Below are 20,801 nucleotides of genomic sequence, written 5' to 3'. Positions count from 1 at the left end.
GCCTTTTTGACGGCTTATTTATTTTGATTTTTTAAATAGGTTTCTTCGATGATCTTTTTAACATATTGATCGATATTTTTCTGGTCTTCCTTTGAAAGCTCACTCATGATAACAGGCTTACAATATTCGAGAGTGATATGAGTTGACTTTATGAAAGGAACGTGTTTTTCAAGAATTTCATCTGAATGATTTATTACAACTGGAATTATCGGACAGTCTGTACGCTGTGCAATCTTAAAACTTCCTTTGTGGAATTCTCCAAGTGGTTCGTCTGTCTTATTTCTTGTTCCTTCAGGATAGATGAAGATTGAAATTCCGTTTTTAACCTTGTCGATTGCGCTTAATATCATTTCAAGTCCCTTTTTCAGATCGCTTCTGTCAAGGAAAAGACAGTCCATGTAGATCATCCAGATATTAAGAAGTGGAACTTTCAGGACTTCCTTTTTGGAAATGAAGCCTGTTGGCCTTGGAACACGGGGATAAGCTATTACAATATCAAAGATACTTCGGTGGTTGCCGACATATAAAACCGCTTTATCTTTCGGGACATTTTCTTCTCCGATGACAGTTTTTTTGACGCCGCTTAAGAACTGAACAACATTGAAGGCCCAGCTTACAATTGCCAGGGAAACAGTCTTTTTGGCCCAGGGATTGAATTTGCCAACAAGCAGCAAAACAAGCTGGATTGGAAGACTTAAAACCAGAAATACCGCAACAAATAATACGGTTAAAATTGAACGAATCATATAAATTCCTCTTTTCTATGGAACTGTAGGGATGGCAGTCCTAAATTTTTACCCTGTATATTTTCTCACGGTTAAGCAAAAAAAGAAATAGAAATGTTAAATTCAATTTTTATTAAAAACACTTGAAGTATGAAATGGAAATGTGCAATTATATCGTATAGATGAAATGGGTTCATAAATGAAACGCTGTATAAGGAGAGAGTTTTACTATGCTTATTATTAAGGATGGGTATTTGATTGATCCTGCTTCCAAAACAGAAGGGAAGAGGGATATAGTGATCGAGGGTGATACTATAGTAAAAATCTGCGAAAGCAGTGATGAGTTTTTGAAAGGGAAGGACGAGAATGGTGACGTCAAAGTTATTGATGCTTCCGGGAAAATTGTTGCACCGGGCTTTGTTGACTGTCATGTTCATTTTCGTGATCCTGGATTTACCTATAAAGAAGATATTAAGACAGGAGCGTTAGCTGCAGCCAGAGGTGGATTTACAAGCGTTGTGATGATGGGGAATACAAATCCCCATATGGATAACGCAGAGACGATAAAAGATGTCCTTGAAAGAGGCAGGACAACCGGAATCAATGTTTATGCCTGTGGTAATGTTACCAGGGATATGGCGGGAAAAGAACTTACGGATATGGAGAAATTAGTAGAAGCAGGCTCAGTTCTTTTCACAGATGACGGAAAACCGCTTACAGATGGCACCCTTATGGAAAAGGCGTGCGTTGAGGCTGCAAAGCTTGGGAAAGTGGTAAGTCTTCATGAAGAAGATCCTGAGTTTATTACTGAGAATGGGATAAATGCGGGAAAAGTTGCAAAAAAGCTTGGGCTTACAGGGTCTCCGAGGGAAGCAGAAATATCAATGGTCAAGAGAGACATAAGTATCGCTGAAAAAGTGGATGCTGAGATTGTAATCCAGCATATCAGCGCTGAGGAGTCTGTTGAGCTTATCCGTCAGGCAAAAAAGAGAGGCGCAAAGGTGCATGCAGAGGCAACTCCGCATCATTTTACACTTACTGAAAATGCTATTTTAAAATATGGTTCTCTGGCAAAAATGAATCCTCCGCTTCGATTTGAAAGTGACAGACAGGCTATTATAGAAGGTTTAAGAGATGGGACCATTGAAATGATAGCTACAGATCATGCTCCTCATTCAAGGGAAGAAAAGTCAAAGGGGCTGACTGAAGCGCCAAGCGGAATAATAGGGCTTGAGACATCGCTTGCGCTTGGAATCAGAGAGCTTGTTGATACCGGTTATTTATCACTTGGCGAACTGATAAAGAGGATGACTATAGGACCCGCACAAATCTACGGACTTGAGGCCGGAGTAGTTGCAGAGGGCAAAAAAGCAGACCTGTGCGTGTTTGCAAGGGATGAAAAGTGGGATTATGTAAGTAGTTCTTCGAAAGCTTCCAACACGCCATTTTTAGGTGAGAGGCTTCCGGGTAAAATCTATTATACAATCTGTAATGGACAGATTGTTTATAGTGATAATTAAAGCTAAATAAATAGTAGGAGAAAAAGATTTTATGGCAAAAAAGCAGAAGTTGCAGGCTAAGGTGCTTAGTCAGAGAATTTTGGCAGAAGGTATTTATGATATGTGGCTTGAGACACCTTTAGCTAAAGATGTCTGTCCGGGGCAGTTTGTGGGAGTTTTTCCTACAAATAAATCGACTCTTTTACCAAGACCCATAAGCATATGCGAAGTTAATGAGGAAAGAACTGCTATCAGACTGGTTTACAGGGTTGTTGGCTCGGGAACAGCTGAGTTTACGTTTTATCAGCCCGGAGATTACATAATGATACTGGGAATTTTAGGAAATGGATTTCCGGTGAAAGAGGCAGCAGGGAAAAAAGCTGTAGTCATGGGTGGAGGAATTGGAGTTCCGCCGCTTCTTGAGACTGCAAAGTCTTTATCTTCGCTTGAAGAGAAGGCTGCAACAGTTTCTGCAGTAATGGGATACAGGAATAAGGAAACATTTCTTTCTGATGAATTTGAAAAATGCTCAAACCTATATATTGCAACTGAGGATGGAAGCATTGGAACAAAAGGCAATGTAATTGATGCCATGAATGAAATGAATATTGACTGTGATGTCATATTTGCCTGCGGACCGATGCCTATGCTTAAGGCAATAAAGACATACGCAGCAGCTAAGGGAATAAAAGCATATATTTCTCTTGAGGAAAGAATGGCGTGCGGAGTTGGTGCCTGCCTTGGATGCGTTTGTAAGACTAAAAATGTGGACGACCATTCTCATGTTAAGAATGCAAGAATCTGTACAGACGGTCCTGTTTTTGATGCTGATGACATAGATATATAAACAAGACAGTCCATTAGTGAAAAGAGAAAAACGGTTTAAATCTGAATATAAAATGGAGAATATTATGAGAAATACATCAGTTGAGATAGCAGGGGTTAAGTTCAAAAATCCGGTAATGACTGCATCCGGAACCTTTGGTTCAGGAATGGAGTATTCTGATTTTGTGGACCTTAATAAATTGGGAGCGGTAGTCACTAAGGGTGTTGCAAATGTTCCATGGGAGGGAAATCCTGTTCCGAGAGTTACGGAAGTATACGGCGGAATGTTAAATGCCATAGGCCTCCAGAATCCGGGAGTTGAGGTGTTTGCAGAGCGTGATCTTCGTTTCCTGGACAAGTATGACACCAGAGTCATTGTCAATGTATGCGGTAAATCTGTTGAGGATTACCTTGAAGTTGTAGAGAGGCTTGGTGATGAGAAAAGAGTAGATATGCTGGAGATAAATGTTTCTTGCCCTAATGTAAAGGAAGGGGCAATAGCATTTGGCCAGAACAAGGATGCTCTTTTTGATATAACAAAAAGAATAAAAGAAAAGGCTAAACAGCCGATAATCATGAAGCTTAGTCCCAACGTGACAAGCATTTCCGAGATGGCAAAAGCGGCAGAGGCAGCAGGCGCTGATGCAATTTCTCTGATAAATACGATCACAGGAATGAAAATAGATATTCATAAAAGAAAATTTGCGCTCGCTAATAAGACAGGAGGCTTGTCAGGTCCTGCAATAAAGCCTGTGGCTGTGAGAATGGTTTATGAAGCAGCGCATGCTGTTAATATTCCCATAATTGGAATGGGGGGGATTGCAAACGGAAGCGATGCAATTGAGTTTATCATGGCGGGTGCTACGGCTGTGGCAGTCGGAGCAATGAATTTCCATGATCCTTATGCTACAGAAAAGGTTGTTGAAGAGATAGAAAGCTACATGGAGAGGTATGATGTGTCTGATATAAATTCTCTTCGTGGGATAGTGGAGTAATAAAAGTAGCAGGGACGGTTATCTCGGCTCACATGAAGGTGAGCGTAGAAACCGTCCCTGTTATTTTTAAATAGTTTTATTCAGTTGTAATTTTTCCTGTAAGCTCGTCAAAACCTTTCATTACGGCTGCATAGGTCTGCTTGGAAATCTCAGGAAGCTCTTTTCCCCAGGTTTTCTCTGCCTGTGCATAGCCCTGTTCGAAAGCTGCTCTCATGTTTTCGAGCTTTTCAGGGTCATCGCCTGCCAGTGCTTTTGCAAAGTCGAGAATACGTTCTGAGGTCTGTTTTACACCCCAGTATCCATCCTCGGCTATGTCAGCCTCAGCTTGTGCTTTAGTAGCTGCATCAACTTCAAAATCACCCTTGGCAAGGAATTCCCAGATGGAATTCTCGTCGTCGTCAGAATTAGCGACAGCGTAGGTCTTAGCCTGTTTGCCCATCATCTTATTAACGATGTCTAACAGTTGCTGCTGGCGCTTTGCATCTTCTGCCTTTAATTGCTGGATGATTTTCATTCTGTCCGCCGTAATCGTAGTAGTTGAGGAATTTGATTTTTCCTCTGACTTCTCATATACGGCTGCAGCTTCTTCTTTAACCTTTACTTCAGAGTCTTTCTTTTTCTCTTCAGTGGAAGAAGGATTGACGGTAGAAGCATAGGTCGTTGCGATGTTGTTAGTAACCTCGGTAATTCCGTTTACGCCCATACTGAACTCCTTTTCTGCGATGGTTAACAAAAACTTCGCTGAAACGAAACTATAGTTTACCTAATCTATCTATCGGCAGTTTTACAGAAAACTTTAGAGTTTGAAATAAATTTTTTTTATTAATTTATGACTTTTTTTCTTGTGTTTGAGTGGTGCAAATGAGAAGATGTAAAAGAAGATGGTCTGTGGCTGACTTTACTGGCATAAAGACCTTTGAAATACTGTGAAATGGGGAATTTTAATAATGACAATAGAGAAAAAAGCCTATGCTAAGATAAATTTGGGACTTGATGTTACGGGAAAACGTGATGATGGCTATCATATCGTCAGAATGATCATGCAAAACGTTGATATATACGACACTCTGACCTTTGAAAGCAATGATACCGGAGAAATAAAGCTTACAGCTTCGTCAGACAAGATACCAACTGATGAGAGTAATCTAATCTGCAAGGTTGCCAGGCAATTACAGAAAGAGTATGACGTAAAAAAAGGAGCAAATATCCATTTGGTAAAAAGAATTCCTGTTGCGGCAGGGATGGCTGGTGGAAGCACAGATGGTGCTGCTGCGTATACTGCGCTTAATGAACTGTGGAATCTGGGGCTAAATATAGAAAAGCTTTGTGAGCTCGCAGTTAAGCTTGGCGCAGATATTCCATATTGCATAATCGGTGGAACAGCGCTTGCGGAAGGAATAGGTGAAGAACTGACAACTATTTCTGATATGCCAATGTGCAGCATAGTTGTGGCAAAACCAGATATAGATGTTTCTACAGCATGGGTATATAAGGAACTTGATAGTAAAGAAATCGTATCGCATCCTGATATAGACAGCATCAAAGCTGCGATTGAAAATGGAGACATTTCTGAAATGTGCGCAAATATCGGGAATGTTCTTGAACCGGTAACTGCCGAAAGGTACGAAGTTATAGGACAGATTGAAAAGCTTATGGAAGAAAATGGCGCTATAAGGGCATTTATGACAGGAAGCGGTCCCACTGTGTTTGGCATCTTTGAAGATGATGATAAGGCAAAAGAAGCATATGAAGTAGTCAAAGAGAGTGGTCTGGCACCACAGGTTTTCCTATCCGGGCCTATTAATCCGAATAAGATACAGTGACTAAAGAGGTGCGTTTTTATGAGAAAATATGTCGATATTCATGTTACAGGCATTCATTCAAGACCTGGTGAACCCACAGAAAAGGTAGTGACTTCTTCATCTGGTGTTTACGAAGATATGGATGATGGGAGATACAAACTCGAATATGACGAGGAGCAGGGCAATGGCGCAGCAAGTGTTAAGGTGCACAATAAAGTTTTTGTTGCATCAGATGGACGTGGCATGGAGATATTAAGAGGCGGAGATACCCAGAACCGTCTCGAATTCGGAGAAAACTTAGAGTATGATACCGAGTATAAGACGCCTTATGGTTCAATGACCATGAAGGTGATTACCAAAAGCTTTGATTTTACCAAGAGTAGAAATGATGATGAGATGAAGGTCATTGCAGAATACGAGCTTGAGATGGATGGGATGGTTGTATCGGATTCAATGATAATCATAGAAATAAAAAAATCGGAGACGAGGTAACTCGTTTCCGATTTTTAAATTCATTATTTAACCATTTTAGCTCCGGCCTTTTCCTGAGCCTTTGCAAGAAGGTTCTTGAAGAAGCCCTTCTTTTCTTCCTGAACAACAACTTTGCCGTGAAGACCTTTAACTTCAGTAACATAAATGCCACTTACTGATGCCTTTACTTCCTTTTTAACAGGAACTCTGTCAAAGATCTTTTCATCACAGATAAGGCTCATAACTCTGTTGCCTACTCTGACTTTAAGGATTGGAAGCTTTGACCTTCTGAGAAGCTTAGGAGTCTGTTCCACAACAGCCTGTGGAAGACCTGCTTCATTCAACTTCATTCTCTTTTTATCGATAATAAGCATTGTAACAGTCTGCTTCATGGCATCTAGCTGTGACTGCTGTTCTTCCTGCTTTTTCTGAGCTTTTTTACCAAGGATAACAAGTGCAACTACTGCGGCAGTAAGGATAACTGCGATAACAATTAATACAATAAGACCAGTACTCAAAATATGACCCTCCAAAAAATAAAAAACAAAATTAGCAGAGATAATTGTAGCATTCTTTAGGAAGATAGGCAATAAAATACTTTAATCTATTTGTAAGGTGTGGTAGTATAAGAAATATTGTTTTTACTATGGAATAGTATATATTGAGTTCTAAAGGAGATTTTTATGAAAAAGAAACTATCTGTACTCCTTGCAGGAGTAATGGTTTGCACGCTTTTTACAGCATGCAGCAAGGAAGCTGCAAATTCAGACACAGCAGCTACTGAGAATGCATCAGCTCAGGAGAGCACTACAACAGAGACATCTACTGATGAAACAGCATCAGCTATCACAATTGATTTTGATAATCTTGCGACTATGGCACTTAAGGATGTTAAGGCATCCGATTATGTAACTCTTGGACAGTATGATGGAATTACTGTTGAGGCTTCTCTCAAAGAGATTACTGATGAAGATGTAACAAGTTATATCGAGAACATCAAGGCTAGTAATCCTCCTATGGTAGAAGTTACTGACAGAGCTGTTCAGGATGGCGATACAGTTAATATCGATTATGTAGGTAAGTTTGCTGATACGCTTGAAGCTTTTGATGGCGGTACAGCGCAGGGAGCATCACTTAAGATTGGTTCCAACTCATATATTGAAGGATTTGAGAGCGGACTTGTTGGTGTTGAGAAGGGACAGACTGTTGATCTTAACCTTACTTTCCCTGAAGATTATGGCGCAGAAAACCTTGCCGGAAAGGCAGTTGTATTTACAGTAACTGTTAACAGCATCAATACTGAGGCTGAAGATATTACAGATGACTGGGCGGCAGGACTTGGCCTTGACGGCGTAACAAATCTTGAAGAGCTCAAGAAGTATGCGCTTGATACACTTAATTCAAATGCCAAGGATGAATATGATACAACAGTGGAGAATGCTGTTATTACAACTCTTTCAGACAGCTCTACTTTTTCAGAGGCACCTCAGGAACTTGTAAACAGATATATCAAGCAGCAGGATCAGATGCTTGAGTATCGTGCTAACCTTTATTCATATTATTATGGACAGCAGCTGTCTGCTACAGATATTGTGAATATGATGATGCAGAGCGAGGGCTTTACAGGTACTGCAGATGAATACCTTAATTCAATTTCTACAGATACAACAAATCAGTATCTGATGTTCCAGGCAATTGCTGATGAACTTGGAATTGAAGTTTCTGAGCAGGAAATTGATGATTATCTTAAGAATGCCTATGAAAGTGCTTCAAGCACAGGATTTAGCACATATGAAGAGTATAAGGCTTCTCTTGACCTTGAGGTTTACAGAGAAGGACTTATGGCAGAAAAAGTTGTAGGATATATGGTTGATCACGCAAATGTTGTAGAAGCAACTTCTGATAGTGCATCAAACTAATATTTAGTGGAGGGTGATATGGAACTGACAGATATCAGAGAGTTATTTACCAAACAGGATGAGTACACAGGTAAAAAAGTAAGCGTTGGAGGATGGATAAGAAATATCCGTGATTCCAAGACCATCGGTTTTATTATGTTGAATGATGGTTCATTTTTCAAACCTCTTCAGGTTGTTTATACTGATGCACTTTCAAATTTTGCAGAGATCAGTAAATTGAATGTAGGCGCAGCAGTAATAGTAACAGGTACAATTGTTGCTACACCTGATGCCAAGCAGCCATTTGAGATGCAGGCAGATACTGTTGAGATTGAGGGTGTTTCCACACCGGATTATCCTCTTCAGCCAAAGAGACATACACTTGAATATTTGAGAACTATTCCACATCTTAGAGCAAGAACTAATACTTTTGAGGCTGTTTTCAGAGTTCGTTCTGTTGCTGCATATGCTATTCACTCATTTTTCCAGAACAGAGACTTTGTATATGTTCACACACCTCTTATCACAGGAAGTGACTGTGAAGGTGCCGGAGAGATGTTCCAGGTTACAACACTTGACCTTAACAATGTTCCTAAGACAGAAGAGGGTGAAGTTGATTACACAAAGGATTTCTTTGGTAAGCCTGTAAACCTTACAGTTAGCGGACAGCTTAACGTTGAGACATATGCATTTGCTTTCAAGAATGTTTATACTTTTGGACCTACATTCCGTGCAGAGAATTCAAATACAACAAGACATGCAGCTGAGTTCTGGATGATCGAACCTGAAATGTGTTTTGCAGATCTTAAGGATGACTGCGATACAGCAGAAGCTATGCTTAAGTATGTTATCAGCTATGTTCTTGAGCATTGTCCTGAAGAGATGGAGTTCTTTAACCAGTTTGTTGATAAGGGACTTATAGAAAGACTTAACAACGTTGTTAACAATGAGTTTGGACGTATCACATATACAGAAGCAATTGATATTCTTTCCAAGCATAATGATAAGTTTGATTACAAAGTTTCATGGGGATGTGATCTCCAGACAGAGCACGAGAGATATCTTACGGAAGAAGTATTCAAGAAGCCTGTATTTGTAACAGACTATCCTAAGGATATCAAGGCATTTTATATGAAGCTTAATCCAGATGGAAAGACAGTAGCTGCAGCTGATTGTCTTGTTCCTGGAATTGGTGAGATCATCGGTGGAAGCCAGAGAGAAGATGACCTTGAGATTCTCGAGAAGCGTATGGATGAACTTGGAATGAAGAAGGATGATTACCAGTTCTATCTTGATCTTCGCAGATACGGAAGTGTTCGTCATGCAGGATTTGGACTTGGATTTGAGAGATGCGTAATGTATCTTACAGGAATGGGCAACATCAGAGACGTAGAATCGTTCCCAAGAACAGTAGGAAATTGTGAGCTTTAAGGCTTATTCATAAGATTATTGATCAGATAAACTTCTATGGTTTTATGGAGGTTTATCTGATTTTTTTGGGTAGAAGACTAGTGTAGCTGTTTTATATTAACTCGACTATATGCTTGCTAAAATTTAAATCTGCTGCGTTGTCATCAGTTGTCGATGGACCCCCATCGACGCCTTCTTCTGCCTTGCAGAATTTAGATTTTATCTAAGCAATATAGTCGAGAAATATAAAAACAACTACACTAGATACGATAAATATGATGTAATAGAATTATAGATGAAAGCAAAAAGCTTTCGTTGGAAAATGCTGATAGGGGGATGGTATGAAAAAAAGATATTTTTTTGCAGTAATAGCTATGTCCCTGGCAATTAGTTTGGGCTTTAACAGTCAGCTTGTGGTTTTGGCGACTAACAGTGAGACACTTCAGGAAAATCAGAAGAAGCTTGAGCAGGAAGAAAAAGTACTGGAGAAGCAAAAAAAGGACCTTGAGAAACAGAGCAAGGATAGTCAGAATAAGCTTGATAATGCGAATGAGCAGATAAGTGATTATTCTGATGCGCAGGGTGAAACTCAGGAGGCAATTGACGAGACATCATCTGAACTTGTTGGTCTTATGTCAGATATAGAGCTGATAAAAGAAGATATTGCAGACAAAGAGATATTGATAGAGAAGACACAGGCTGAATATGATGTAGCCAAGCAGAACGAAGAGACTTTATATAGTGCTATGGTTCAGCGAGTAAAGTATATGTATGAAAAGGGCGAAATGGCATATGTGCATATACTGCTTACTGCTTCGAGTTATGCAGATGCGCTCAATAAGGTTCTTTATGTAGAGAATCTGTTTGAGTATGACAGAACAAAGCTTGCGGAGTATGTTTCTGCGAAAGAAACGGCTCAGGAATATGGAGAACAGCTTGCTGCTGAGAAGTCGGAACTTGAAACTTCACAGTACGAACTTGAAGAAGAACAGAAATATATGGAAGAGCTTCTGGCTGATTACAAGAAAAAGTATGAAGACTATGATGTCAAGATAGCCAAAGCAAAGCAGAATGCAGCAGTTTATACTGCACAGATAAAGAGTCAGCAGTCTGGAATTGCAACTTTGCAGAAACAGATTGTTGCTAAACAAAAAGAGGTAGATGAAGCAAAAAAGGCTGTAGAAGTTGCAAAAGCGGCAGAGGAAGAGGCAGCGCGACTTGCAGCAGAGGAAGCTGCAAAGAATAGTGAGGCTTCGGCAGAGACGGCTTATGCTTCATCAAATTCAAATAATTCTAAGTCAGAGAAAACTTCCAACAGTTCCAAGACAATTTCCGCACCGGGGAGTCTTTCCGGGCAGAATGTAGCAAATTATGCCTGCCAGTTTGTTGGATATCCTTATGTTGCCGGTGGGACAAGCCTTACAAATGGAGCGGACTGTTCCGGGTTCGTACAGTCAGTCTATAAGGCTTTCGGAGTTTCTGTTCCCAGAACTTCATGGGCGCAGGGAGCATATGGACAGGAAGTTTCTTATGCTGATGCTCAGCCGGGAGATGTGATATATTACGGCGGACATGTTGGCATATATATTGGCGGAGGACAGATAGTTCATGCCAGTACACAGAAGACCGGAATTAAGTATAGTCCGGCTACTTACAGATCTATTATTACCGTAAGAAGATTTATATCTTAAGTTTTGTTTTAATAAAATAATGTGTGATTTTTCTTGAAAGTTTTTGTGTGATATATGAAAATGATGTAAGTTAATATGAAATGTTACTGTTCAGATACAAAACGCACTCTAAGCAGCGCATTTTGTGAGAACATGATTCACTATGAGACAGTAACAATAGATATCAAAAGACTTAGGAGGACGAATGGCAGCAAAAGAGAAAGTAATCGTAATAGATTTCGGCGGTCAATATAACCAGCTTGTGGCGCGCAGAGTCAGAGAATGCAATGTTTATTGCGAAATATATTCTTATCGGACACCAATTGATGAAATCAAAAAAATGGCTCCAAAGGGAATTATTTTGACAGGTGGACCTAATTCCTGTTATGAAGATGGTGCGCCGACTTACACTAAGGAATTGTTTGAGCTTGGTATTCCGGTTTTGGGACTTTGCTACGGCGCACAGCTTATGATGCATGTGCTTGGTGGAAAGGTTGAGAAGGCGCCTGTACGTGAATATGGCAAGACGCAGACTCTCATCGATGGAGCAAAGGAGTCTCTTTTTGCAGGAATCGGCGATAACACAATTGTGTGGATGAGTCATTTTGATTATATCAGTAAGACTGCTCCGGGATTTGAAATTATCGCGCATACTGCGGATTGTCCTGTTGCGGCAGCTGCATGCGAGGACAAGAAATTATATGCTATTCAGTTCCATCCTGAAGTGCTTCATACAGTTAAGGGAAAAGAAATCCTTCACAATTTTGTAAGGAACATCTGTGAGACAGAAGGTTCCTGGAGAATGGATTCTTTTGTTGAGAATACTATTAAGGAAATAAGAGAAAAAGTCGGAAACGGAAAAGTTCTCCTTGCTCTTTCCGGAGGTGTAGATTCCTCTGTTTTGGCAGCTCTTTTGGCTAAGGCTATTGGAAAGCAGCTTACATGCGTATTTGTTGATCACGGCCTTCTTAGGAAAAATGAAGGTGATGAGGTTGAGGGTGTATTTGGCCCTGACGGAAATTTTGATATCAATTTTGTCAGAGTAAATGCTGCGGAGAGATATTATGCGAAACTCAAGGGCGTTGAAGAACCTGAGCGCAAGCGTAAAATAATTGGTGAAGAATTCATCCGTGTCTTTGAAGAAGAAGCTAAGAAGATAGGTGCTGTGGATTTCCTTGCGCAGGGAACAATTTATCCTGACGTTGTTGAGTCAGGCCTTGGCGGTGAATCAGTTGTTATCAAGTCACATCACAATGTTGGCGGTCTTCCTGATTATGTTGATTTTAAAGAAATAATTGAGCCGCTTCGTCTTTTGTTCAAGGATGAGGTCAGAAAAGCAGGTCTGGAACTTGGGCTTCCGGAATATCTTGTTTATCGTCAGCCATTCCCAGGTCCAGGACTTGGAATCAGAATTATCGGTGAAGTTACTGCTGAAAAAGTCAGAATAGTTCAGGATGCAGATTATATTTATCGTGAAGAACTTGCCGCAGCAGGTCTTGAGAAACTTCCTGATCAGTATTTTGCAGCTCTTTCCAATATGAGATCAGTCGGTGTTATGGGTGATGAGCGTACATATGATTATGCTGTTGTTCTTAGAGCAGTTGAAACCATAGATTTCATGACTGCAGAAGCTTCAGAAATACCCTTTGCCGTTCTTCAAAAAGTAATGAGCCGTATCATAAATGAGGTTAAAGGCGTAAACCGCGTAATGTATGATCTTACTTCCAAGCCGCCGGGAACCGTGGAATTGGAATAATATAACGAGTGTTATTGCATTGGGCCCTGGAAGCGCATATATGCGACTTCTAGGGCTATGTTGTTATACTGGCTGAATTCGTCAGAGTCTAATCCTTAAGGCATAACCGTATGGGAATCAATACGGTTAGAAATCTCTTTACTTTTTTTCTGTGTTGTTATATATTGTCACTTGTATTTCAAGATAGTTCTTTTCAAAGTTCGTTTTGAAATGGCTGTTCTTTCTGGGACAGCTTGGTAAATCCCAAAATAATAGATAAAGAAGGGGCAAAAGGAGACGGCTTACGTGGGAAGTAGTTTTTTTGAGCTGCTATTCCCGTAGTGACATGCATGATATTTATGGCATCTACGTGAGATGTTGCTCTTGATTCTCGTGGTTCACGTAGAAATAGGTAGATATCTGGATAATTTACGTGATGAGAGGCTTGTTTACAAGAGCATATCACGTAGAATGCCTGATGTATCATTGCGGCACTACGTGATAACAGTCAAAAGATAAAGCGGGGGCACGTAGAACTGAAAAAGGAGTTTGGTGATGCAGGATTACAAGGAAGAATTGGAAAAACAAATACATGAGATAGATGCTCTAATAACCCAAATTGATAAGAATGCGTTAAGGGTAAAAAGCTTGAGCAATTGTGGAATTGCAATAAGTAAGAGTAACGGGAAAGACCAGTATTACTGGGTAGACAAGCTCGAACAAAAGCGGAAGTATGCGAGAATCGAAGAAATGGACAAGCTGAAGAAGGTGGCACAGCGAGATTATGAAACGATACTTAAAAAGAAACTTGTAAAAATCAGAAATGATATTTGGGAGTTTTTAAAGCTCTATGATATAAAGTCACTTGAAAATGTGTATATGGGCATGGCAGATGCAAGGAAAAAGCTTGTTACACCGATCATTGAACCTCTGGTAATATATGTTGAGAATTGGAAAAAAGAAATCTACGAGCCGATGGGAATTAATGAAAGTGTTACAGAGTTTTTTTCAAACAATGGAATAAGGGTAAGATCAAAATCTGAGCTGATAATAGCCAATATGCTGGAACAAAGTGGCATTCCATACAGGTATGAATACCCACTTGCACTTAAGGGCATGGGAGCAGTAAGACCAGATTTTACATGCCTTAATATCCGAACTAGAAAGGAATATATCTGGGAACATTTTGGAATGATGGATAACATAGCTTATGCAAACAAGAATATAGTTAAGATAGAGGCATATGAGCAAAGTGGATATTTTCTGGGGAAAAATATGATTATGACATTTGAGACTTCTCAACATGCCATCAGTTCTAATATAATAAAGGCTATGATTAAAGAATATCTAGTTTAGCAGGTAATGGTGTAATTCAACTTGAGGGATAGACCGGAGATATAAAAAGATTATGAGACAACGGGATCATATATTTGTTACCGGTGCCAGTGGTATCGGAAAAACAATACTGGCTAACGGGGCAAGATAGAACATAAATTAAGTAGTTATTCGGACAAATGTCCGGATAAATGTCCATATAAAATGCCGGGAGGATAATGGGTATGGAAGATTACAGTAAACAGCACAAGAAAGCCTGGGAGTTTGATGCATATGACTTTTGGGTAAGAACCGCCGGGACTCCGGAGGAAAGAGCATCAAAGGATAAAGAAAACCCTAGGAAGATGCTGAAGCAGTATGCAAACTACTTTGAATCTTTTGAAGGTGTCAAGGTGGCGAATATCTGCGGATCTTGCGGCAAGAAAGCAATATCCGGTGCTTCCCGGAAATGTGGAGCGATTACATAAAGACTATGAGATAATAAACCAATATGTTATCAATAAGTATGGATTGGTGAATGATCTTATAGTACCTGACAGATTTGAGGACGAGGCTTTGAATCAGATCAGTGCTTTTGACACAAAGAGGCTTATGCAGGATATGAGTTCGTATTTTCTGCCCATGGATGAAGAACCCATTTTCTTTTTCACTAAAGAAATGTCCGATGAATTCATTGAGGAAACTATGAAATTCTGTACGGAGGAGGTTAAGAAAATCCGAAATGGAGAGCGGGGTATAGATATGATGACATACGCCTGGAACCGAGCGGGTGTTTAGAAGAAAGGTGATTACTGCAGACGAATAATAAACAAAATCAGAAAAAGAACATGGAGTGCTGGTAACAATGAAAGCGATCTTGACAAGCTCACTGGGTGGGCAGGTAAAAACAGACGGCAAGAGACTTCCAGCCAAACTGCCGGAAACCAACGGATTATTAAAGTCCATTAATGATGCTTGGAAAAATGATTCAAAGGTAATGATCATCAGCGGATCACCTGAATATTATGATAAAAATGATAGTGTATTATTCTGTTTGAAGGGTGCTTTTTCTCTGAGCAATCTCAGTGCTTCAGAAGTATTGATGTGTGACGGACGAAACAAAGAGATCATAGAGCGCCTTCCTGAAATGGATGTGCTGATCCTGGCAGGTGGACATGTACCGACACAAAACAGTTTTATGAAGACTATAGGGTTAAAAGAACGGTTGCAGGCTTGGGACGGTTTGCTGATCGCATGGAGTGCCGGATCCATGAACTGTGCAGAAATGGTTTATGCAGGCCCGGAACTTCCGGGGGAGGCAATCGATCCTGAATTTCAGAGATGGATCAGTGGTCTTGGAATAACTAAAATCAATATTTTTCCTCATTTCGAGGCGCTGAAGAATGAAATGCTTGATGGAATGAGACTGATAGAGGATATTACCTACCCAGACAGCATCGGACATGAGATAATTGCTTTGAATAACGGGAGTTTCATTGTTCTAGACAATGGAACAGATACGCTTTACGGTGAAGCGTATAGTATTAAGGACGGACAGCAGAAGCAAATCTGCACGGACGATAAATGGATACGGTTATAAACAGTTTTGTTGGCAAGAGTGCTTGCATATATTACGGACGGGCTTGTCCTTTCCAAGAAAGAGGGCGGCGAATGGGCACTGATCCATGTTCATGAAAGATATCGCAGTCTGATACATGATGCCCTGACAGTATATGCTTATATGGAACTGTGTAAAGAATGAAGCAGCTACTGTATTTTGTGACCAAAAGAGAGAAGAAGATTAAGGAAGTATGATTATGGAACATTTTGTAACTGAAGAGATGAGACAACTGATCGACAAATACCATGAGCGCAAAAATGAGAATCTGATGAAACTCACATATGAATTTGTAAAAGATGCATTTCATCCGGAGCCCGGACGCGAAGATAAACTGTATCGTCTGGAGCACTCACTCCGGGTGGCACTGTGGGGAAAGAAAATAGCTGAAGGTGAAGGGTGGAATCCGGTGCCGCTTGTGATTGCCTGCCTGCTGCATGACATCGGATACGTTGAGAGCTGGAAGAATGGCAATTATGGTGCGCATCATCACTATTCGCGCTTTATAGCGGAGGAATATCTGGAGGCCATGGGAATGAAAAGCGAAACGGTGAAAAAGATCGGTGTGGCCATCGTTCTTCATGCTGAAAACAGTCCGACCGAAAATCCGGAGCTTTTCAAAAACGCATCGCCGTTTGAACTCTCCGTGTGGGATGCGGATGATCTGGACCGATACGATGAGATGCGTATGATCATGAATGCAAGGCGGGATATAGGGGAACTGACAGCAGCCGATCTGAAAAAAGTCGCAGAAAACCGTTTGTCACTTGCCGTTTCTTCCAAAGACCGGATCTGTGGAACGGAAACAGCCAGGAAATACTGGCTTGAAGAAATGGACGAAGGGCGAAGACTATATGATAAATTGATTGCTCAGATGGATCATACTTGGGAGATGGAGCAATGGCTGTCCGGACAAGATCGGACATGAAATGAAAAGGTAGGGTAATGGACTAATGCGCACAGAGGAAGAGATGATGGAACTGATCCTGCGTACAGCTGAGGAAGATGCAAGAATCCGAGCTGTTTATATGAACGGATCAAGAACCAATCCCAATGCTCCAAAGGATATTTTTCAGGATTATGACATTGTTTATGTTGTGGAAGAAACCGGATCGTTTATCCGGGACAAGGAGTGGATCCGGCGGTTCGGGGATATACTGTTTATGCAGTATCCTGACGAACATCCGGATTATCCGAGTGACAAAGAAAACTCCTATGGCTGGCTGATGATATTTACGGACGGAAACAGGCTGGATCTTACAGTTAAATCGATTTCACATGCAAAGGAAAACGTTAAGGAAGACAGCTTATGCAAGATCCTGCTGGATAAAGACGGAATTCTTCCTGAGATTCCTGAAGCGTCGGAAGAAACTTATTTAGTTCATCGACCGTCAAAGGAACAGTATGCGGCCGTCTGCAACGAATTCTGGTGGTGCCTTAACAATATCGCAAAGGGCCTTTGGAGAAAAGAAGTGACATATGCACAGGATATGCTGAACTTCGTGGTCAGAAAGCAGCTTGAAAAGATGCTTTCCTGGAAAATAGGAGAACTGACCGATTATTCTGTCAGCGTCGGTAAATCCGGAAAGTATATGAAGAAATGGCTCTCTGAGGAAGAGTGGCAGAAGTATCTGAACACTTATTGCGGCACCGATGTAAACGACATGTGGAGCGCCGTGGAATCTATGTGCCGGCTGTTCATAGATGCTTCAAAATGGGTGGCAGAACATGGTAATTTCGTCTTTGACAGGCAGGAAGCTGATAATAGTTTCAAATATTTTGTTGCTGTGAAAGAAATGGACGAAAACGCGGTAAGCATTTTTGAAAATATGGGTGACGAATGAGCGAGACAATGTTAGGAGCATGTTGTCACCCGTGACAATAAAATGACAATACACTTTGAAAATATGATGTTATTTTAGAGTAAATAGCAAACTATAAATCAGTTCATAAAATGAGCCGTAGTGAATGTATTCAATACATTTGCTACGGCTTTTTTGTATGATTATTTATTCTGTTGTTTTTTCATCTTCGGGTAGAGGAAGAATAAGATTATTATCTTCATCATATACAGGTGCTGGATAGAGTCCCCAACTGCGTCGTGTTTTCTCATTTTCAATTTTTTCTTCGAGTGGTAGAGGATAGCCTTTAAAATCAGAAAATGCATTCTTAACGACGCCGTCAGATAGTAACCAGGTGTAATAATCATCTTCGGAATATTCTCCGGATTTGAAAGAGTCCCTTATTTGACACCAACGTAAAAGATTTTGCTTCAGTACATATTTATCAATAGGATTACAAGATACAATTTATTTCTTACACTTGGGATAACAAACAGTGATTTTTGGAAAGTCCTTATCTTAGAATATTGTCCCACTTTTTTATTCTTAATTATTTTGGTTATATTAATTAGCTTTATTATAAGCAATGCCATTCTCACATGGGCTTTTGGCACTTTGGCCTCTAGTCACATTTTGGCATCGATGAAATTAATGGGGATATTATTATTCGTATTTGCCTTCGTTATGTTTTGGACATTCTTCATCTTACGATGGGAGCAAAGTAGATCCAGACTATTAGATTATTTGGAAAATATAGGCTGTGGGAAAGAAAAGACACATAATTATCGTTTTGTGTATAGTTTTAAAAGTTATATTGCGCTCTTCTGTTTTGTAGCTTCTTTTGGACTGATGATTGATTACTCTGTTGGGAAAATGATTATTGCTGTTTTACTACACGTAATTGGCGTTTATTTTCTATTACAACTTAATGGACGGACTGTTAAAAGACTATTCTCAAAAAATAAACGATATTATGAGGATTTGCTTGGATGGGTATATTTCATATATGAATATCGTCTTAATGGCAATGTTATTTTTCCTTCGCGATTATATTTACCAGGAAAAAGTTGTTTCTATAATTCAACTGGTTAGCTTTGATATGATGAAATATATCTGTATGATCTTACTTTTTTGGATTTTTCAATGGCTTGGATATATATATACCAGGAAAAAAATTGCAAAAGAAAACCTTACAATTTAATGGGGGATAGATATGGCTTTGTTAGAAGTATGCGATTTAGAAAAGAGTTACTATATTGAAAACTCTAGGACACTGGAGCGAAGGCGAATCGACGTAATAAAAAACGTATCATTTGAAATTGAAGAGAACGAATCCGTGGCTATAATGGGAAAATCCGGATGTGGAAAAACTACTTTGTTGAAAATGATGGGAGGATTGTTATCTCCGTCAAATGGTTATATTTCCTTTAAGGGGGAAAAGCTGTCGGATTTTGATAATGAAAGAATTGAAAACTATAGAAGAAGACAGGTTGGATTTGTCTTTCAAGATTATAAATTGTTGGATAATATGACAATAAAAGAAAATATGATTTTGCCGTGTATTTTAGATCATCAAGACATAGCAGAGGCATTGGGCAAGGTGGAGAAAATTGCGGAAATGCTTAATATATGCGATAGATTGGAACATTATCCATACGAATTATCCGGAGGCGAAAAGCAACGTGCAGCGGTCGGGCGAGCACTTATTAATTCACCATCAATAATATTTGCAGATGAACCAACTGGAAATCTTGATTCTGATACAAGTAAGGCTGTTATGGATATGTTGATTGGTCTTCAGCATGAGTTTAAAATAGCAATGATAATTGTTACTCATGATAAAGATATAGCCGATTATTGTTGTAGGACAGTGCATATTCAAGATGGAAAAATGTATTAATATCATATTTTTACAAAGTATAATAGAAAAGGTGCTTTATAAGGAGAAAACAATGGACAAGACAATTGAAAATGCTTTAGATGATATTTCTTTGATTAAAACGGTTATATTAAAAACGCAAAAAGATTTTGCAAAAGTGGCTTCATTTTTTATTTGGATTGGGATAATCAACGGAATCGCTTGGATTATTGAACAATTGGCCTATTATATTCGAAATACTGTAGGATATGGCAATGTATATGTTCAGTTATTAGGACAGGGTTATCATTGGGTACGCCTCATTGGCTATATAGTAGTATTTGCTATTTTCTATAGAAAACTAAAGTCTTCTCAAAACGATATTAGTGAAGGGATGATCAAAATTTGGGGAATTGTATTGATTGGCTCATATTTTCTTTCATTTCTATATTTGAGGTTATTACCAAATGGAAACAGCGACAAAATAAATATATTATGGAGGAGCGAAGAGTTAATTGATGTTTTGCCAGTTGTTGTTGCTTTATTTATGACGGGAATACTTACAAAAAAGAGAATAATAACAATATGTACGGCAATATATAGTATAGTTTACTTCGTGTTATTCTTGAGTATGAAGGAAATGCCCTACGGAAATCTCGGTGGAAAAGGAACGCTTATTCCTATTAGTAGTGTAAGTGTAAGATGCCTGATGATATTTGGAATGATTATTCTAGGGCTGTATCTAAAGATAGGAGCAAAGAACAATGGAGATACATTCAATACCTGAAGCTTTTCAAACTAAGCTTAGACTGGCTATCCTATCGTCACTTTTGACTGGTAAAAAGAGTTTCCGAGAGTTGAAAGAAATCACATCATCAACAGATGGCAACCTTGGAGCTCAAATTAAGAAACTCGATGAATTGGGATATGTGGAGATAGAAAAAGCTTTTGTAAATAACAAACCTCAAACAACATGCGATATCACAGCGTTCGGCAGAGAACAATTTAAAGAATATGTCGAAATGCTTGAAAAGCTTCTAAAACCAAAAAACTGACTGTCATGTCACGTAGAATGTTGTTAATTATTCATATTAGACTAAAAAATATCTGCACTTTGAGATGAAAAATCTCGGAGTGCTT

Annotated in this window: 22 protein-coding genes; 19 read left to right on the top strand and 3 right to left on the bottom strand. The window is 39.5% G+C overall.

What is annotated here, in order from left to right:
- Positions 1–14 precede the first annotated feature (14 nt).
- On the bottom strand, positions 15–746 hold the full coding sequence (locus tag BM086_RS07160) for a lysophospholipid acyltransferase family protein (RefSeq protein ID WP_092325282.1): 732 nt from the start codon (positions 744–746) through the stop codon (positions 15–17).
- Positions 747–955: 209 nt separating this feature from the next.
- Between BM086_RS07160 and BM086_RS07155 the strand changes: the two genes are divergently transcribed.
- The 3 genes from BM086_RS07155 to BM086_RS07145 all read left to right on the top strand — a co-directional run bounded on the left by BM086_RS07155 (position 956) and on the right by BM086_RS07145 (position 4,044).
- Positions 956–2,245, top strand: coding sequence for a dihydroorotase (locus tag BM086_RS07155; protein WP_092325281.1), 1,290 nt, complete (start codon positions 956–958; stop codon positions 2,243–2,245).
- A 31-nt stretch (positions 2,246–2,276) separates the two neighbouring features.
- Positions 2,277–3,071 (top strand): dihydroorotate dehydrogenase electron transfer subunit, encoded by a 795-nt coding sequence (locus BM086_RS07150; RefSeq protein WP_092325279.1) that lies wholly within the window; start codon positions 2,277–2,279, stop codon positions 3,069–3,071.
- Positions 3,072–3,135: 64 nt separating this feature from the next.
- Positions 3,136–4,044: a dihydroorotate dehydrogenase gene (locus BM086_RS07145; RefSeq protein ID WP_092325277.1), complete on the top strand. Its 909-nt coding sequence runs from the start codon at positions 3,136–3,138 to the stop codon at positions 4,042–4,044.
- A gap of 76 nt (positions 4,045–4,120) precedes the next feature.
- Here BM086_RS07145 and BM086_RS07140 read toward each other — a convergent pair whose 3' ends face one another.
- Positions 4,121–4,747: a hypothetical protein gene (locus BM086_RS07140; protein WP_092325275.1), complete on the bottom strand. Its 627-nt coding sequence runs from the start codon at positions 4,745–4,747 to the stop codon at positions 4,121–4,123.
- A 244-nt stretch (positions 4,748–4,991) separates the two neighbouring features.
- Here BM086_RS07140 and ispE point away from each other — a divergent pair, with 244 nt between their 5' ends.
- Positions 4,992–5,867 (top strand): 4-(cytidine 5'-diphospho)-2-C-methyl-D-erythritol kinase, encoded by an 876-nt coding sequence (ispE, locus tag BM086_RS07135; RefSeq protein WP_092325273.1) that lies wholly within the window; start codon positions 4,992–4,994, stop codon positions 5,865–5,867.
- Between the two features lie 18 nt (positions 5,868–5,885).
- A complete protein-coding gene (locus BM086_RS07130; protein WP_092325271.1) occupies positions 5,886–6,338 on the top strand; it encodes a DUF1934 domain-containing protein in 453 nt (150 codons plus the stop codon).
- A 23-nt stretch (positions 6,339–6,361) separates the two neighbouring features.
- On the opposite strand, the gene BM086_RS07125 is transcribed toward BM086_RS07130, so the two are convergent.
- Entirely contained in the window at positions 6,362–6,835 is a 474-nt protein-coding gene (locus tag BM086_RS07125; protein ID WP_092325269.1) for a hypothetical protein, read from the bottom strand.
- Positions 6,836–7,000: 165 nt separating this feature from the next.
- On the opposite strand from BM086_RS07125, the gene tig reads away from it, so the two are divergent.
- The 14 genes from tig to BM086_RS07040 all read left to right on the top strand — a co-directional run bounded on the left by tig (position 7,001) and on the right by BM086_RS07040 (position 20,716).
- A complete protein-coding gene (tig, locus tag BM086_RS07120) occupies positions 7,001–8,236 on the top strand; it encodes a trigger factor (RefSeq protein ID WP_092325267.1) in 1,236 nt (411 codons plus the stop codon).
- 18 nt (positions 8,237–8,254) lie between these two features.
- Positions 8,255–9,646 carry an asparagine--tRNA ligase gene (gene asnS, locus BM086_RS07115; protein ID WP_092325265.1) on the top strand — a complete coding sequence of 464 codons (1,392 nt, stop codon included), beginning with the start codon at positions 8,255–8,257 and terminating at the stop codon, positions 9,644–9,646.
- Between the two features lie 320 nt (positions 9,647–9,966).
- Entirely contained in the window at positions 9,967–11,316 is a 1,350-nt protein-coding gene (locus tag BM086_RS07110; RefSeq protein WP_092325263.1) for a C40 family peptidase, read from the top strand.
- Between the two features lie 184 nt (positions 11,317–11,500).
- Positions 11,501–13,051, top strand: coding sequence for a glutamine-hydrolyzing GMP synthase (guaA, locus tag BM086_RS07105; RefSeq protein ID WP_092325261.1), 1,551 nt, complete (start codon positions 11,501–11,503; stop codon positions 13,049–13,051).
- A gap of 534 nt (positions 13,052–13,585) precedes the next feature.
- Positions 13,586–14,386, top strand: coding sequence for a hypothetical protein (locus BM086_RS07100; protein ID WP_092325259.1), 801 nt, complete (start codon positions 13,586–13,588; stop codon positions 14,384–14,386).
- Between the two features lie 203 nt (positions 14,387–14,589).
- On the top strand, positions 14,590–14,832 hold the full coding sequence (locus BM086_RS07095; protein ID WP_242952141.1) for a hypothetical protein: 243 nt from the start codon (positions 14,590–14,592) through the stop codon (positions 14,830–14,832).
- Positions 14,816–15,142 (top strand): hypothetical protein, encoded by a 327-nt coding sequence (locus BM086_RS07090; protein ID WP_092325257.1) that lies wholly within the window; start codon positions 14,816–14,818, stop codon positions 15,140–15,142. Before BM086_RS07095 ends, BM086_RS07090 begins: the two co-directional genes overlap by 17 nt.
- 67 nt (positions 15,143–15,209) lie before the next feature.
- The gene (locus BM086_RS07085) at positions 15,210–15,944 is read left to right on the top strand and encodes a Type 1 glutamine amidotransferase-like domain-containing protein (RefSeq protein WP_092325255.1); all 735 of its coding nucleotides are present in this window, start codon (positions 15,210–15,212) and stop codon (positions 15,942–15,944) included.
- Between the two features lie 18 nt (positions 15,945–15,962).
- Positions 15,963–16,106 (top strand): aminoglycoside adenylyltransferase domain-containing protein, encoded by a 144-nt coding sequence (locus BM086_RS22045; RefSeq protein WP_442857332.1) that lies wholly within the window; start codon positions 15,963–15,965, stop codon positions 16,104–16,106.
- Between the two features lie 55 nt (positions 16,107–16,161).
- Positions 16,162–16,890 carry an HD domain-containing protein gene (locus BM086_RS07075; protein WP_175560150.1) on the top strand — a complete coding sequence of 243 codons (729 nt, stop codon included), beginning with the start codon at positions 16,162–16,164 and terminating at the stop codon, positions 16,888–16,890.
- Between the two features lie 25 nt (positions 16,891–16,915).
- Positions 16,916–17,806, top strand: a complete 891-nt coding sequence (locus BM086_RS07070; protein ID WP_092325249.1) for an aminoglycoside 6-adenylyltransferase — start codon at positions 16,916–16,918, stop codon at positions 17,804–17,806.
- Positions 17,807–19,016: 1,210 nt separating this feature from the next.
- Complete coding sequence (locus BM086_RS07050) at positions 19,017–19,703, top strand: ABC transporter ATP-binding protein (protein WP_092325242.1); 687 nt, start codon at positions 19,017–19,019, stop codon at positions 19,701–19,703.
- Between the two features lie 52 nt (positions 19,704–19,755).
- The gene (locus BM086_RS07045; RefSeq protein ID WP_092325240.1) at positions 19,756–20,448 is read left to right on the top strand and encodes a hypothetical protein; all 693 of its coding nucleotides are present in this window, start codon (positions 19,756–19,758) and stop codon (positions 20,446–20,448) included.
- Positions 20,426–20,716 carry a winged helix-turn-helix domain-containing protein gene (locus BM086_RS07040; protein ID WP_092325238.1) on the top strand — a complete coding sequence of 97 codons (291 nt, stop codon included), beginning with the start codon at positions 20,426–20,428 and terminating at the stop codon, positions 20,714–20,716. Before BM086_RS07045 ends, BM086_RS07040 begins: the two co-directional genes overlap by 23 nt.
- The last annotated feature ends 85 nt before the right edge of the window (positions 20,717–20,801 follow it).

Origin of the sequence: Butyrivibrio sp. YAB3001, from assembly GCF_900112195.1 — a bacterium.
Taxonomy (GTDB): Bacteria; Bacillota; Clostridia; order Lachnospirales; family Lachnospiraceae; genus Butyrivibrio.
This window is presented reverse-complemented; position numbering and strand designations above follow the sequence as displayed.